This window comes from Lysinibacillus sp. FW12, from assembly GCF_050817245.1.
In the GTDB taxonomy this organism is placed as follows: Bacteria; Bacillota; Bacilli; order Bacillales_A; family Planococcaceae; genus Lysinibacillus; species Lysinibacillus irui.
The window spans coordinates 545,485-562,199 of sequence record NZ_CP139094.1 but is presented as its reverse complement, the minus strand read 5'-3'; the positions used below and the strand labels follow the sequence as shown (position 1 = coordinate 562,199).

Here is a 16,715-nt window from a genome sequence, read left to right as displayed (position 1 = left end):
TACAAATTAAAAATAAGAAAATAGTATTTGTTAATTCAATATAAGAATTGAGTCCTATTTCACAATTTTTTATAAAAAATAACTCAAATATAACCCAACTAAAACACCAGATCTTAAAAAAATAGACTATACAGTGAATTTTACCATATTCTGCGAGTTCCTTTCAACCACATTTTAATTGCTACTCTAGTGCTAATTAATCACATAGGCATAGTAGAAACCTCGTAAACTTATCTCTAACAATTAAATTTTACCATATACCTATCAAAAAAAATTAGTCATTAAATAAATTAATTTACAAATTATACAAAACTTCTGACGTCATTCTAATGTGTCAATCGACATTTTTCTATTTTATTCCTAAATCTTCTCTATATAATTTATATGAATATGTAGTAAAATAGATGATAATACTATTTTTAAAAGTTTAGACGAGGTGTTTATAGTGGATCCAAAACAAATAGAAGAAATAATGGAGATTATTAAGGAATTCTTCCCTGAGAATACTTCCATTGCTATTTCTGATACCAATGAATATTTATATTACCAGCCAAGCAAAAAAGTTGATTTAAAAATTAAACCTGGTGACCCTATTAAAGAAGGTTCAGCCGCACACAAAGCACTAAGCTATGGTCAAAAAATTAGCTCTTACATCGAACCCGATGTATTCGGTGTCGCTTACTACGGAATGAGTATTCCATTAATGGAGGAAGGCGAAACAAAAGGAGCAATCACTGCTATCTTCCCGCAAAAACCATCAGCATTCTTAACAAACTACATTACAATCAAAATCGATGATTGCTGGTACCCAATTCAACATGATCAAGTTATTTATTTAGAAACACAACTCCGTAAAACATTTGTTAAAACAATGACTCGTGAAGGTTATCACCGTTTAAACCTAAGTGATTTAGAGCTATTTTTAGCACCTGATTCATTTATTCGTTGTCACCGCTCATATATCGTTAATATTGACTACATCGATGAAATTCAACCAGATTCACACTCAACGTTTTTATTAATTATGAAGGACGGTACTCGTATTCCTGTAAGCCAACGCTATGCAAGCTACTTCCGTCGTTCTTTAGGTTTCTAATTTCTATGTACAGCGAACAATTTGTAAATTGTTCGCTGTACTTTTTTACGAAAAAATTTAATTCCTTTTCTTTCCCCCTCTTCCCTTTTTTACATCGTTTTTATGTTGATATCCTCTAAATTTATACAGCTCTACAATAAAACGTTTTCTCTGTCGAAAAATCATCTTAATGCTCGATTTTCCTTTTTTTACTCAATTTAATGCTAATTCTAAAGTTTTTGTGACAATTTGGTGATAGTATTATTCAAATGGTTGGAGTCATACTACAACTGAATAAACAGAAAATTCATAAAGGTTTTTTCTAGTTTTGTAATCGGTTTCCATCAAAATTATTTAGGGGAGGATTTTTTATGGATGCAAATGTTCAAAAACGCCTAGGTTTAAAAGAACTTGAGAGTAAAATTGTTACTGCAGAAGAAGCAGCAGCACTTATTTCTAACGGTGATGTAGTTGGTATGAGTGGTTTTACTCGTGCTGGGGACGCAAAAGTTGTGCCAATGGCATTAGTTGAGCGCGCAAAAAATGAAGAATTCAAAATTGATGTATATACAGGTGCATCATTAGGACCAGAAGTAGACAAGTACTTAGCAGAAGCTGGTGCAATTCGTAAACGTGGACCATTCCAAGGTGACGCGGGTATCCGTAATTTAATTAACTCAGGAGATGTGCTTTATGTAGATGCTCATCTTTCACACAATGCTGAGCTAGTGCGACAAGGAATTATTGGACCAATTAAATATCTAATTCTTGAAGCAGTTGCTATTACTGAAGATGGATTTATCATTCCAACAAACTCTGTAGGTAACTCACCAATCTTCGCAGAATATGCTGAAAATATTATTATCGAGTTAAACATTTCTCATCCAGAAGCGTTAATCGGTATCCACGATATTTATGTACCTGGTGAACAAGGTAACCGTGAAGCTATCCCAATGACAGATGCTATGCAGCGCCTTGGTGATATTGGTATCAAAGTTGATCCAGCAAAAATTAAAGCAATTGTTATTTCTGAAGAGCCAGATGCGCCTTCATTAATCGTACCACCAGATGAAGAAACACAAACAATGGCAAACATTCTATTAGACTTCTTCCGTGATGAAATTAAAGCGGGTCGTTTAACAAAACAATTAATGCCACTACAATCTGGTGTAGGTTCTGTAGCAAATGCCGTATTAGACGGTTTTGCAGATTCAGAATTCGAAGATTTAGTTGTTGCATCTGAAGTACTACAAGATGCTGTATTTAACTTGATTGACGCAGGTAAAGTTAAATTTGCCGCTGCTACTTCAATTACACTTACTGAAGAATTGCAGAAAAAAGTATACGGCAATTTAGAAAAATATGCTGACAAAATCTGCTTACGTCCACAAGAAATTTCTAACCACCCAGAGCTTATCCGTCGTTTGGGATTAATCTCAATCAATACTGCTCTTGAGTTAGATATCTATGGTAACGTAAACTCAACACATGTATCTGGTACTCGTATGATGAACGGTATCGGTGGTTCAGGTGACTTCGCACGTAATGCACGTCTAGGTATTTTTGTCACAAAATCATATGCAAAAGGTGGAGCAATCTCTTCTATCGTGCCTATGGTTTCTCACGTTGACCACACTGAGCATGATGTAGATGTAATCGTAACTGAGCAAGGTATTGCTGACTTACGTGGTCTAGCTCCAAAAGAGCGTGTACCTTTAATTATCGAAAACTGTGCACACCCAGATTACAAAGAACAATTATGGGATTACTACAACCGTGCAGTTGAAGCAACTGGTAACCACCAAACACCTCATATTTTAGAAGAAGCACTTTCTTGGCATGTAAACCTTGCTAAAAACAAAACAATGAAAAAAGAAGTTGCAAAAGCTTAATCACTACTTTTTAGGACGTCTAATAAGTCAAACTTATTGGACGTTCTTTTTTATTGGAAAATGCTATAATAGGACCATATGAAACTACCTTGCTAAACTGCTCGATTTCATTGGAGGAACTATGAAAAAATTTATCTATGTCATTATTTTCTTTTCATTTTTCGATCTTTTTACCCAGTTGCCTGTTATGAGTACATACGCTGAATCTCTAGGTGCCTCTGCATTCCTAACAGGTCTTGCTGTAGGTATGTATTCGCTGTCCAACACTTTTGGTAATATCATTTCCGGATTTTTAACAGATCGTAAAGGACCTTTTATCATCCTTATAACAGGTCTTCTGACAACAGGTTTATCGCTAACACTATATAATTTAATAGAAGAACCAATTGCTCTTTTAATTGTACGTTTTATCCATGGACTTGTTGCAGGCTTTATAGTTCCAGCTGCCTTTACCTTTTTAGCAAACGCTACTGAACAAGAAAAAAGGGGAAAGGGCAGTGCTATTTCCGGCGCATTTGTAGGGATTGCAGCAATTATCGGCCCTGCATTTAGTGGTATATTAGCAAGTCGAACAAGCGTCCCATTCGTTTTCAATATCACGGCAAGCTCTATGCTTATGCTAGGTATTCTAGCGTTCTTTATGTTGAAAACAAAGCAGGTACAAAGAGAAAAAGCAGAACCCAGTACATATATTTCGATCAGTGTATTTTTTAATAACACGGGTACATTAAAAGCCTTTTTAGGCGCATTCTTCTTAATGTTTTCTCAAGGTGTTATTGCCTACCTACTCCCACTTAAAGTTCAATCTTTAGGATTTGACTCGCGTTTAAGTGGAACTTTAATGAGCACCTTTGGTATTATTGCTGTCCTAGTTTTTCTATTACCAACTAACCGTATATTTGATAAGGTCTCACCACTCAAAACATTGTCCTTTGGTATAGGTTTAATGGGAATAAGCCAATTATTAATTAGTCAGGCTGATTCTAGCTCTTTACTATATATGGCGATGGCTTGCTATGGAATCGGATTCGGTTTCCTATTCCCTTCAGTAAATTCCCTACTAATTGACTCCACAACTGCTGAAGTACGTGGAAAAGCATACGGCTATTTCTATGCATTTTTCTCCCTTGGCGTAGTGCTTGGCTCCTCTTTACTAGGTTGGCTGTCACTGGGCATTATTAGCGGCTTTATCTTTACGGGAATAGTATTACTAATCTTCGCGGGAGTCATCCTACTTCCACACAAAAGACCTTCTCACGCATAGATGAGAAGGTTTTTTCGTTATTTTTCTTTTTCTTGAATTTCTTCATTATAGAAATGGACACCTGTATGTCCTCCGCCTTCAGCTACCATTTCATTTGAGGCAATCTTTGTTGGTGAGGTGCCTGCCTCTGTTGCAACCTCTGTTGAAACACGCTCCGCAATATTGTCATGCATTTCAGGACCTGCTGTAAGAAATGACTCTAACTTGGCTTTCAAACCATTAAACATTGTTAAAGCTTTATCACGATTCTCTTTTTTACTAAAATAAGATGCTGCTAACCCTGCTAATCCTGCAATGACAACACCTGTTCCTTTTCGTTTTGCCATGATTTATTACCTCCTAAAAATATAGAAACTAGCTCTGTAGTATAGTTTTTCCCTATTCTTAAAAGAATAAACATTATTTTTTTATAACCTCTAGCATATATATCAATGTACAGCTAAACCTTGCCTTGTTATCTAGTAACCATTTCACTATTTCTATACTCTTCGTCTTGCCATGATGGGAGACAATTACACTTAGATTCTATTTAAATCGAGTCTCTTACCATCATTTTTTTCATTCATCATAATTTTGTAACTACTTATGATTATAAAAGGCAAGTAAAGGGAATTAATGAATTAATACTAAAACAGGAGAGTGATTAGGATGAAAGATTTCGACTTAGCGTATGATTGGGTAGATATGGCGTCATTAATAGGTGGAGCTGGCTTCTTAACTGTATTAATCTATAGTGTCATCTTACTGTAAGGAGCTGCTAAAATGATTTGCTCAAAAAATTAAAAGGCAATCCGCTTATCTCATAAGCAGATTGCCTTATTTTTTATTGTTTCACATCATTATATGCATCTGATTTTTCAAATGCTGCAACAACATAGGAACAAACAGCTTCCATTTTATAGCCTTTATCACGTGCATAGGATGCAGCCTGATCGAGTAATTGTTTAGCCACACCTTGTCCTCGGAGTTTATCTGATACATATGTGTGATCCATTACCATTACTTGACCATTTTGCTGCCATGTAATTTCTGCTAGTCTTTCCCCATCTTGCTCATTTAAAAATGCAAACTTATTTTCCGCTAGTTGTTGTAATTGGAATTCCATTTCTCACCACTCCTTTTATTCATAGTACCATAGCTTTTTATATTTTCACAAAACTTCCTAACTCTCCTAAACAAAAAAGAATCTGTGCACTCATTCTAGTATGTGAGTATCACAGATTCTTTTACTATTAAATCGTTAGTTAAACCAAGAAGAAATAGTATCTTTTAAATTAGCAAAGAAACTTTTCACACTTTCCCAGAATCCTTTATCTTCCATAAGGGAACCGAATTTTTCTTGAATGGTGTTACTAATATCATTTAATTGTTCGGACCATTTACTAAAATCAATATCTAGCTTACTGATTTTATCCATTAAATCCACTAGCAATTGACGATCCTTTTCACTTAAGTTGATTTCTAGCTTATTTAATTGCTCCTGGACGATTTTTTCAACGTCCTCTCGTGTTGCTGGCTTTAATTCAGCAATTTGCTTTTTAATTTCTGTCAATAATTCTGCAACTTTTGCATCATCTACCCCAGCCGATTCTGCAATGGATGTTGCTACTGATAATTCTTCATTTGCTACATCTGTACGATCAATATCAAGTGTTTCACCTGTTGTAACCTCATAAGCCTTGTAGATACCTACTAACGCTGAATGACCTGTAACAGCTTTCGGTGCAGCTACTTGTACTGTTGCATCTTGAATCCCTGCTGTTAGCATGGCATTCGCGTACATTTCTGAAGTAACTTGCGTTATATTGGATGGTGTTACAATCTCGATCACTAGACCTTTTCCTGCATCCCTACGTGTAATTTTAGCAGAAGAATACATACGAGAACTTGAATTACTATCTTTAATGTATTTAACCAGATCCTGACCTGACACAGTAATTTCTTCGATTTCAGGTTCTTCACTTACTTTTAATGATTTCTTTACTGACTCTTTTTCATCCTCAGATAAATTGGCTCCATACACAACAATAGGTACGCCTAGTTTTTCATCAATTGCTTTCGGAGGCGTATTATCAGATGCAAACCCCGTTGCTGGTGCCATCACTCCGAATACCAACATTGTAGCTGTTAGTATTTTAATCCATGTATTTTTCAAATCGTGTGACCCCTTTCGTTAAAACCTCGTAATTAGCCTGTATAATGTATGTCATTATACAATAATTAGTACGAAAAAAAGACGAGAAGGTTTCAAAGATGTTTCTCGTCGCTTTTCCACTTATATTCACTAAACTTCTTCTGTCCAGCCGTTTTCTTGCTTTACTTTACCTGCCTTCATGAGTGTTCCTAAGGCACGTTTGAATGCACCTTTACTCATGTTAAACATGTCTTGAATCTCTTCAGGAGATGATTTATCACCAAATGGCATTTTACCTCCCACACCTTGTAGATAATTCAATATTTGTTGTGCGTCATTTGAAAGACGCTCATGTTTTCTCGGTAAAAGAGATGCATTCATTGAACCATCTTCTTTTACATCGATAATACGAACAACGACATCTTGTCCTAGTCGAGGCTCTGCATTGCGCTCCGATTCATGAACAAAGATACGGTAAGGAATTTCTACACCTAGCAAAAATGAGCCCACTGGTAACAAGCGGTACGGACGTGCTAGGATATTTTTATTGTGCATATCTTCAAATGCACCTTCGTAAAGCTCCGAAATTTTTTCTTCCGTTGCTAAACGTCCAAATAACTCACCATTACGATCTGTACGCAATGTCATAAATAAATGATCGCCTGGTTCTGGCCATAACTCTTTTATAGCAGGTAGATCCTCTGCCTTTACTAAAACCTCACGTGATGTACCAATATCTACAAATGCGCCTTCACGCTCCACCACTTTCAAGACGCGCGCCCAGCCATATTCACCTTGTGTAAAAGACGGAATAGCAGTAGTAGCAGCTAAATCGCCACGGCGATCCACAAATAAAAATACTTCAAGGCGGTCACCTACAGTAAGTGGCTCTGTTACCTCTGAAGCATTTAAAGGTAGTTCTTCAACTCCATTTGTTAAAATCCATTTCGATGTTTGTTGCTCTAATACCGTTAACGTAACGACTTCACCCGATTTTAATTCGTTCATATTGACTTCCTTTCCTTCACACCATCATTTTAAAGATGGTGCTGTGTCTTAGATGCTTCCAATTTTTTCACGATGTCTGGATTCTCTTCCATTACTTGCACAAGATCTGCAATACGATCGATTGAATTCCAGCTTAAGTGATGCTCAATTCCCTCAACATCATCATAAATACGCTCTTCATCCACACCAATCATCCGTAAAAACTGCTCGAGCAATTCATGGCGCTGCACAAGACGCTTTCCAAGCTTTTCTCCTTTAGGCGTCAATGTCAGTCCACGGTACTTTTCATAAACTAAATAACCATCTTTATCTAATTTTTGAACCATTTTTGTAACAGAAGAAGGAAGAACAGATAATGCTTCAGCGATGTCAGACACACGTGCATATCCTTTGTTGGCAATTAATAAATATATTTGTTCGATATGGTCCTCCATACTTGGTGTTGGCATATCCTTTTCCCTCTCTTTCCTTTTCTTATCTCTAGTTTACTACAAGCTTGGCTTAAAAGTTAACTGAAAATACATATGCCAGAAAAACACTCGCTGTAAAACTTAAATAGAGCCCCTTCTATTAAGAAGTAGGCTCTACTTTGTGTCGAGGATACTTATTTACCACATGTAACGCATGAATAATCTCTTTGTTGATGCGCTCAATACTTTCAGGAGTATTCATTTCTTTAAATGCCTCATCTCTAGCTTCCATAGATGTAACATACTTACTTGGCAATGCGTTGAGTGTAAGTGCCACCGTGTCGAATTCACAGATTGTGCATTTACAAAATGTTTGATATTCTGGTCCTCGTAGTAAAAAGCTTACTAAACCACGCACAATTTCTTCTGTAACATTTACTAAAATAGGATCTGACATATTCAAACTTTCGCCTCATTTATATTTAATTGTTACATTACTCCTGAAACTATAATAGCCTTAATAAAAGTCTTTTTCAAGAATCACTAGTAGCATCTATTTACATATAATGTATAGTGTCAAAGTAAGGTTAATATCCTACTTATTTCTATTGATACATACCTTAATTACTACTTTTTTGCTCTTATTAGTCTTAATGAATTAAAGACCACTAATAACGTAGCACCCATATCAGCAAAAATGGCTATCCATAATGTTAACCATCCTGGGATGACAAGTAGTAACGCTATTAATTTTAAAGCTAGGGCAAATATAATATTCTCTTTAATGATCCGTAATGTTTTTCTGCTTAAGCCAATTGTGTAAGGCAGCTTTGTTAAATCGTCACCCATTAGGGCAATATCAGCTGTCTCAAGGGCAGCATCCGTTCCTGCGCCTCCCATGGCAATTCCTACATTCGCTGTGGCCAATGCTGGTGCATCGTTTACACCATCCCCGACCATTGCTACTGCACCAAACTGTGCACGTAAATCCTTAATCGCCATTAATTTTTCTTCTGGTAATAAACTAGCGCGCACATCTGTCATTTTTAATGTTGTAGCAATAGCTTGTGCAGTAGGCTCTGCATCACCTGTTAACATCACCATATGCTTTACTTTTAAGGCATTTAATTTATGCAAGACATCCTTACTTTCTTGACGCAATTGATCAGCAATTCCAATCAAGCCAATAAGTTGATCATTGGAAACAACTGCTACTACTGTTTTACCCTGATCTTGAAGTTTCTTAACCTTGTTTTCAATATTTTTATCAACAGAAGCTAATGTAGCCACCCATTTCAGGCTACCTACATATATTCTCTGGCTGTCTACAGTAGCATAGGCACCTTTGCCAGTTACTGATTGAAAATCTGTTGGTACTAGCTCTTGTAAGTTTTTATTATGCAAAGTATTTAAAATAGCTTTTGCTAAAGGATGCTGTGATTGTTTTTCTACCGCAGCCACTAATTGCAAAAGATAATCCTCGGACCGTTCATCCGTTGTCAAAATGTCTGTTACTGCAGGCTGCCCTTTAGTTAACGTCCCCGTTTTATCAAAGGCTACCGCTTCAATATGACCTAATTGTTCTAAATAAACACCGCCTTTAATAAGAACACCTTGCCTTGCAGCGTTTCCAATAGCAGTGACAATCGCAACCGGAGTAGAAACAACAAGTGCACATGGACATCCTACAACTAGCACGGCTAATCCTTGGTAAATCCAGTGTTGCCAATCCCCTACAAATAAAGGTGGAATTATAGCTACTAGAAAAGCAATGATCATAATGGCAGGTGTGTAATATTTAGCAAACCGATCAACAAATTGCTGTGAAGGAGCTTTTTCGGCCTGTGCTTCTTCAACAAGATGAATAATTTTAGCAATGGTTGTGTCCTCAACACGCTTTGTTACACGGACTTCTAGTGCACCTTCCTCATTCAATGTACCTGCAAAAACTTCATCATTTACCGTTTTATTAACTGGAATCGATTCGCCTGTAATGGCTGCTTGATTTACTGCCGATAAACCGCTAATGACAATGCCGTCCATCGCAATTTTTTGGCCTGGCTTAACAATTAGAATATCCCCTATTTGAATTTCTTCAGTAGGCAGTTCAATCTCATGGAAATGCTCACCGTGGGCTCTTTTAATAATCGCTGTTGGCGGAGCAATATCCATTAACTGACGGATTGATTGACGTGCTTTATCCATTGAATACGCCTCTAATGCTTCACTGACAGCAAATAAAAACACGACTACTGCCGCTTCTTCCCACTCACCAATAATGGCAGCTCCAATGATAGCGATGGTCATCAGAGTCTTCATATCAAATTCAAAACGTGCTAGATTTCGAAAGCCCGTTTTAAAAATACCCACACCGCCCACAAGGATAGCTAGGATAAACATTGTAATTGGAAGTGGGTTTGTTTCCCCACGCATATTAACTAATAAGTAGCCTAGAATAACAAAGAACAAAGAAATCCCTGCTAATACATTTTCCTTTTTACGGTAAAATGGTGTGGATTTTTCGAGTGTTCTTGCCACTGACTGAGTAACCTTAATGCCATCAAATGCGCCGGCTTCTTCAATTTGATTCACACTAATAGAGCCAACTACAGTTATTTTAGAAGCACCAAAATTGACTTGTGCATCTTGTACCTCAGGAATAGCCTTTACATTTTTCTCAAACTTTGCAGCACAACTCGCGCACGATAAATTTTGTAGCCTGTATTCTTGTTTAGTTGGTGTCGCTGCCATTCGCAATCCCCTCTTTCGCATGTTCATAGGCAATTGTTACGATTTGGTATACATGCTCATCCGCTAAAGAGTAATACACTTGCTTTCCTTTGCGGTGTGATTTTGCTAAATTATTGTCTTTTAGATAACGTAAATGATGTGATGCTGTTGCAACTGATGAACCAATAATAGAAGCAACATCACACACACATAACTCCTCTTCTACCTTTAAAGCATAGGCAATTTTAAGTCTAGTTTCATCAGATAAGGCTTTCAAAAACTTTGCTACACCCGATAAATCTGGCATTTGTTGCTGTACCCTTGTAACCGCTTCTTCGTTTACATGTGTCGTTTCACATATTTCCTTTGGCATTTTATCACCTCATTCAAATATTCGTTTGATTGTATTCAATGTAACATATTAATCCATCATATTCAAATGTGCATTTGAATGATAATGATTTATATCATTGTATTTTCTAGTCAATATAGAAAATTACAGAATCAAGAAAAAAAGATTAGCGCACTTAATAAGTACGCTAATCTTTTATTACTGTGCCTTTAATTGCAATGTTTTACCTTTTATCTCTTCTTGTTTCACAAATGTTTGATGATATTCCCCTTTCGCCCAATCAAGTACCTGGTCTTGATACCAATCAGACTTTACATGTCCACTTTGACCTGGACCGACAATATGATAGGCGGAGCTTAGATCACCGACATCCACGACAAAGCGCCAAGATGCACCGTGATCCACATTACCAGCTAAATCATTGTCTGCTGCCTGCACCGTAACCTTGGAGCCGCCAATCGGTACCTTTTTAGCATTAAAATAGGCTGCAAGAATTGGGGACGCGCTCCCTAATGTGTGATCAAAAGTAAGCTGATGGAAATCCCCCCACTGCCACTTCGAAGCGTTTTTACCGAATTGATCCTCTAATTGGGCAACTGTGAGCTCGAGTGCCTTGAAAACTGCTTTATCCACGCCACCCTGTTCCTCTATCCAAATGCTTTTCTCCCCTGCATACGCTGTTCGTAAAAGCTGGTCTGTAATATTAAATTTCCCATACATAATGTTGTACATATCTTCTGGCATTTGATCTTTAAACAATACTTCTTGTAGCTTTATCATAAGTGTATGGAAGACGAGAGGTGCACCTGATTCTTTTGCATCCACCATGTCCCAATCCTCTAACATAGCAATAATCTCTGCATAATTACCATCCTGATCTTGAGCTTTTATAGAAGTTAATAAATTGGGTAAGAACTCTCTTGCATAAAGGTTATGTTGATCCATTTGTAAAGCCATCATATCCTCTACGGTGATAGAATCATTTGCCTCTAGCACTTCCTTAATTCTCTCGAAACGATAAGGTTGAGCCCAGAAATCTGTGATGTGATATGGATAGTCTTCTCCTATTACTTGGTTATTTGCTGTTGCAATAAAGCCTTCTTTTGGATTCACCACAGTTGGTAGCTCCTCCCAAGGAATAAAGCCCTCCCAACCATATTCGCTAGAATCACCTGGAACAGGTAATTGACCATCCCCTTGCTTACGAATTGGTATTTGACCATTGGCTTTATAGGCTATAGTGCCATCCTTTGATGCAAAAACAAAGTTTTGAGCTGGCGCCTTAAAATCCTCTAGTGCTTTTTCAAAGTCACCCCAAGATTTCGCCTTATTAAAGCCAAGCACCGCTCTCAGTTCTGCTGTAGATTGAAGTGCCGTCCATTGCATTGAGAATTGTGCTGTTGGCTCTGTATCCTTGAATGCTAAATCTGTCATAATGGGCCCGTGACGAGTCACAACGACTTCAAAGTCTACCGTTTCTCCATCCTTCACCTTGATAGATTCATCACGTACCTCTGCTTGCTCCCACTTACCATCATATCGGAACTGTGTTGGATCATCCGGATTTGGTATTTCAATGTATAAGTCCTGAACATCAGGACCCACATTCGTAACACCCCATGCAATTTCATCATTATGGCCTAAAATAATACCTGGAATCCCTGCAAAAATAACACCACTAACATTTTGTTCCGGCGATTGGAGATGCATTTGATACCAAATAGATGGCGTGCTTAATCCTAGATGTGGATCATCTGCTAAAATCGGTGTTCCTGATTTTGTTTTATCACCAGCTACAACCCAGTTATTACTACCGTTAAACTCATTTGGTAACAAGTCTGCATTGAATTGCCCTGCCACTGCAACAGGATTTTTTATGTTAGCCTCGATGATAGATGAGGCATTTTTAGGATATTTGATAAATAATTCTTTCGCCTTTTCCTCTTCAAAGTTTTGTAAAGCCCAATGACGGAAGGCTAATGTATTCCAATTTCCTCCTAAGTCATAAGCCATATACTTACCAATTGTTAAGGAATCAACGACGGTCCACTCCTCTGGCTCATAACCCAACAAAGCAAATTCATAACTTAATGTATTTTTTTCCTTTGCCTGTGCAATAAATGCATTTACCCCTTCAGCATACCATTCGAGTACTTGCTTACTTTCTTCATCATAAGCTGCCAATGATTTTTCAGCTGCATCACGTAAACTAAATGTACGGAAATGTTTGTCCGAATTAACTGTTGCTTCCCCAATAATTTCAGACAATCGACCACTTGCCTGCCTTCTAGCTAAGTCCATTTGAAAAAGTCGATCTTGTGCTTGAACATAGCCTTGCGCACGATATAAGTCAGCATCTGTTTTTGCAAAGATATGCGGAACTCCCTTGTCATCCCTTGTAACTGTCACATCCTGATAAAGAATCTCCACAGCCAACTCACCATCAATTACAGGCTTAGATTTATTCATAAACCATGTAAATCCAATAAAAGCTACAATCACTACAGCTGCCAGTATGCCAGCCATAACAAGCAGCCACTTTTTCCATTTAAACTTTCTCTTCCCCATCTAATACCCCCTCTTTGCACTATATTCTTGTACTACCTTCCCAACCCCTTAAAACATAGCTTAATCAACAATTTTTTTACAAATTTCCGTATGTTATGTATGTAAAATAGTCCATAAATACAAAATTTTATATTTATTCGCTATTAGAATAGTATAAACAATAAGAATTATGAAGGCTACCGTGCAATGATATTTTCATATAGAAGCTATTTTGGGCGAGGGATTCTATTGATGGGGCGTTGCCATGATCTTTGAGCGGTTTTTCTACCAATTGAAGTGCTTTCCCTCATTCTTTGAGCGGAGTCTCCCCCGATTGAGCGCTTTCCCTCATTCTTTGAGCGGTTTCTCCTTTGATTGGAGCGCCTTCCAACCATCATTGAGCGGTTTCTCTCCTGGTTGGAGCGCCTTCCCTCATTCTTTGAGCGGTTTCTCCTCTGATTGGAGCGCCTTCCAACCACCTTTGAGCGGTTTCTCCTCTGATTGGAGCGCCTTCCAACCATCTTTGAGCGGTTTCTCTCCTGGTTGGAGCGCCTTCCCTCATTCTTTGAGCGGTTTCTCCTCTGATTGGAGCGCCTTCCAACCACCTTTGAGCGGTTTCTCCCCCGATTGGAGTGCTTTCCCTCATTCTTTGAGCGGTTTCCCCCGATTGGAGCACCTTCCCTCATTCTTTGACCAGAAGGTTATCCTCATTGGAGTGCTTTTCCATCTTCTTTTGAGCGATTTCCTCTGCATGTGGACCGAACTCTCTCCCTGATGGTAAGCCCCCAGCATATTAAGTCCCATTCTTGAGCGAATTCTTCATTCGAGTGTATGCAATCAAACACTCTTATGGCTTTCTAAAACGGCAAAAAAAAATCGTATTTTCTATAGAAAATACGATTTTTAAAACTAGAAATGTAATTGCAATTCAATTGGACAATGATCACTGCCCATAACATGAGGGTGAATCGTTGCTACGTCGATTTGTTCCTTCAGCTGATCAGACACAATAAAATAATCAATACGCCATCCAATATTACGTTCGCGTACTTTATTCATATAGGACCACCATGTGTAATGGTCAGTTTCTTCAGGATGCTTATATCGGAAGGAGTCGACAAAGCCACTAGCTAATAGCTCTGAGAATTTTTCACGTTCTTCATATGTAAATCCTGAGTTTCCTATGTTCGACTTTGCATTTTTTAAATCAATTTCCGTATGTGCTACATTGAGGTCACCACAATAGACTACGGGCTTCTTGCTATTGAGCTCCTGTAAATAGCAGGCTAAACGTTCTTCCCATTCTAACCGCAGTGGTAATCTTGCTAAGTCTCGTTGTGCATTAGGCGTATAAACATTTACTAAATAGAACGCTTCATATTCCAAGGTAATGATTCTACCTTCATCCTGAGAATCTTCATCTCCTACTCCATACTTAACAGACAATGGTGTGTGCTTGGTGAATATAGCTGTTCCAGAATAGCCTTTTTTCTGTGCATAATTCCAATACTGTTCATAGCCATCGAGAGGCAGTTCCACTTGTCCAGCTTGACATTTAGTTTCTTGAATACAAAAGAAATCCGCTTCTACCTGATTAAAAAACTCCAAAAAGCCTTTTCCTAAGCAAGCTCGTATTCCATTAACATTCCACGATATTAATTTCAATTCATCCTCACTCCTAAGAAAAACGCCCTCCGACTTCAGCGAAGGGCGTCATATTATAGATCATCACCAACAATTTTAACCTCTGTTTCTAACTCAATACCAAATTTCTCTTTCACGACACGTTGCACCATTTGGATTGTCTCAATATAGTCAGAAGCAGTGGCATTCCCTTTATTGACAATAAAGCCGGCATGCTTGGTAGAGACTTCTGCTCCACCTATCCCTTTACCTTGCAAGCCACTATCTTGTATAAGCTTACCTGCAAAATGACCAGGTGGGCGTTTGAAAACACTTCCAGCTGACGGATATTCTAAAGGCTGCTTTGATTCACGCTGGAATGTTAAATCAGCAATCTTCGCATCAATTTCCTCCTGCACTCCTACGGCTAATTGAAATTCAGAGGACAATACATAGTAGCCCTTTTTGGCAATGATGCTTTGACGATAACCAAGCTCTAGCTCATCTTTAGATAATATTAAAATGTCTCCTTCTTTCGTTAACACCTTAGACGAAATAATAATATCTTTAATTTCTCCGCCATATGCACCTGCGTTCATAGCCATTGCTCCTCCAATTGATCCAGGAATACCGCAGGCAAATTCAAAACCTGTTAAAGAAGCTTTTGCAGATAGCTTTGATACATCCTTGATCAGCGCGCCACTTTGTGCATAAACATGCTCACCGTTAATTCGAATTTCATCTAAGCGTGAAAACGTTACAACGATACCTCTATGACCGCCATCGCGAACAACCATATTAGATCCGTTACCTAACATTAATAAAGGAATATTATTTATATATGCATAGCGAATAACTGATGCTGCTTCTTCTTCTGATTCCGGAAGAACAAAAACATCTGCTTTGCCACCTAATTTTGTCATTGTGTATTGCTGTAATGATTCATCTAACTTAATATTGGCAGGATTAATGCTCTTTGCTAAATCCATCGCCCATTGTTCTTTTGACATGAGAGCTAATTCCTTTCTAACGTCCTTCTTACTCTACACCAGTATGGATTTAGAACCCCAATTTGACAAGTAAAATGAAGGGTATTTTTATCTCACATTACAAGACAGGTAAGACCTGTGCAGAGATGATGAATATTATAAAGAAAATTGACCATCATTCCAAGTGTCGTTTTTGGCACAAATATTACATTTCATGTTAAAGCCAACTACTTGCCCATGTTTCTATATTGCGAATCGCACCTTCTAGTGCACGACCTTTATCTGTTAATGAATACTCAACACGAACTGGCACCTCAGAATATACTTTTCGTTCAACAAGCCCCTCTTTTTCAAGCTCCTTTAAACGTTCTGATAACAAGCGTCCACTGACAGGTAATGCAGACTCAATTTCATTAAAACGCTGTGGCCCGTCTAGTAATTGATATAATATTAAACCCGTCCATCGTTTTCCAATTAAATCCATCGCTTTTGCTAAACGAGGACATAAAGTAGTCTCATTCATATTTTTCACCTCTATGTAACTATTGTAACGATTATTGCAGTAAATGTAAATTTGGAGTAACTTATTTACGTAAAATAATTAATTAACTTTTATATATTTAATTACAAAAAGTAACTTTATACATCAATATTGTCATTAATAGGGCAAAAGCGTAATAACACTGCTATT

General features: G+C 37.7%; 15 protein-coding genes. 3 read left to right on the top strand and 12 right to left on the bottom strand.

Translation table 11 applies throughout. The features are described 5' to 3' along the window. Positions 1–445: 445 nt before the first annotated feature. From SJW71_RS02945 to SJW71_RS02935, 3 genes are all read left to right on the top strand, one after another. Positions 446–1,096, top strand: a complete 651-nt coding sequence (locus SJW71_RS02945) for a LytTR family DNA-binding domain-containing protein (protein WP_274794696.1) — start codon at positions 446–448, stop codon at positions 1,094–1,096. Between the two features lie 350 nt (positions 1,097–1,446). Beyond that, complete coding sequence (locus SJW71_RS02940; RefSeq protein WP_274794697.1) at positions 1,447–2,967, top strand: succinate CoA transferase; 1,521 nt, start codon at positions 1,447–1,449, stop codon at positions 2,965–2,967. Positions 2,968–3,088: 121 nt separating this feature from the next. After that, positions 3,089–4,231, top strand: a complete 1,143-nt coding sequence (locus tag SJW71_RS02935) for an MFS transporter (protein WP_274794698.1) — start codon at positions 3,089–3,091, stop codon at positions 4,229–4,231. 17 nt (positions 4,232–4,248) lie between these two features. Here the strand turns inward: SJW71_RS02935 and SJW71_RS02930 are convergent, their stop codons facing one another. The 12 genes from SJW71_RS02930 to SJW71_RS02875 form a co-directional block, all read right to left on the bottom strand. After that, entirely contained in the window at positions 4,249–4,557 is a 309-nt protein-coding gene (locus SJW71_RS02930) for a hypothetical protein (protein ID WP_274794699.1), read from the bottom strand. Between the two features lie 497 nt (positions 4,558–5,054). After that, entirely contained in the window at positions 5,055–5,336 is a 282-nt protein-coding gene (locus SJW71_RS02925) for a GNAT family N-acetyltransferase (protein WP_274794700.1), read from the bottom strand. Positions 5,337–5,471: 135 nt separating this feature from the next. Beyond that, the gene (locus SJW71_RS02920; RefSeq protein ID WP_274794701.1) at positions 5,472–6,386 is read right to left on the bottom strand and encodes a DUF1002 domain-containing protein; all 915 of its coding nucleotides are present in this window, start codon (positions 6,384–6,386) and stop codon (positions 5,472–5,474) included. A gap of 129 nt (positions 6,387–6,515) precedes the next feature. Further along, positions 6,516–7,373, bottom strand: a complete 858-nt coding sequence (locus SJW71_RS02915; RefSeq protein ID WP_274794702.1) for a CvfB family protein — start codon at positions 7,371–7,373, stop codon at positions 6,516–6,518. A gap of 29 nt (positions 7,374–7,402) precedes the next feature. Further along, the gene (mntR, locus tag SJW71_RS02910) at positions 7,403–7,822 is read right to left on the bottom strand and encodes a transcriptional regulator MntR (RefSeq protein WP_274794703.1); all 420 of its coding nucleotides are present in this window, start codon (positions 7,820–7,822) and stop codon (positions 7,403–7,405) included. Between the two features lie 121 nt (positions 7,823–7,943). Beyond that, the gene (locus SJW71_RS02905; protein ID WP_396631763.1) at positions 7,944–8,240 is read right to left on the bottom strand and encodes a late competence development ComFB family protein; all 297 of its coding nucleotides are present in this window, start codon (positions 8,238–8,240) and stop codon (positions 7,944–7,946) included. A 170-nt stretch (positions 8,241–8,410) separates the two neighbouring features. Then, positions 8,411–10,534: a heavy metal translocating P-type ATPase gene (locus SJW71_RS02900; protein ID WP_322610595.1), complete on the bottom strand. Its 2,124-nt coding sequence runs from the start codon at positions 10,532–10,534 to the stop codon at positions 8,411–8,413. Beyond that, positions 10,515–10,886: an ArsR/SmtB family transcription factor gene (locus SJW71_RS02895; RefSeq protein WP_274794706.1), complete on the bottom strand. Its 372-nt coding sequence runs from the start codon at positions 10,884–10,886 to the stop codon at positions 10,515–10,517. Before SJW71_RS02895 ends, SJW71_RS02900 begins: the two co-directional genes overlap by 20 nt. Positions 10,887–11,063: 177 nt before the next feature. Beyond that, the gene (locus tag SJW71_RS02890) at positions 11,064–13,433 is read right to left on the bottom strand and encodes a penicillin acylase family protein (protein ID WP_431811732.1); all 2,370 of its coding nucleotides are present in this window, start codon (positions 13,431–13,433) and stop codon (positions 11,064–11,066) included. 888 nt (positions 13,434–14,321) lie between these two features. Next, entirely contained in the window at positions 14,322–15,077 is a 756-nt protein-coding gene (locus SJW71_RS02885) for an exodeoxyribonuclease III (RefSeq protein ID WP_322610593.1), read from the bottom strand. Between the two features lie 53 nt (positions 15,078–15,130). After that, positions 15,131–16,045: a UDP-N-acetylmuramate dehydrogenase gene (gene murB / locus SJW71_RS02880; RefSeq protein WP_312506969.1), complete on the bottom strand. Its 915-nt coding sequence runs from the start codon at positions 16,043–16,045 to the stop codon at positions 15,131–15,133. A gap of 196 nt (positions 16,046–16,241) precedes the next feature. Then, complete coding sequence (locus SJW71_RS02875; RefSeq protein WP_036119224.1) at positions 16,242–16,547, bottom strand: winged helix-turn-helix transcriptional regulator; 306 nt, start codon at positions 16,545–16,547, stop codon at positions 16,242–16,244. Positions 16,548–16,715: the final 168 nt, after the last annotated feature.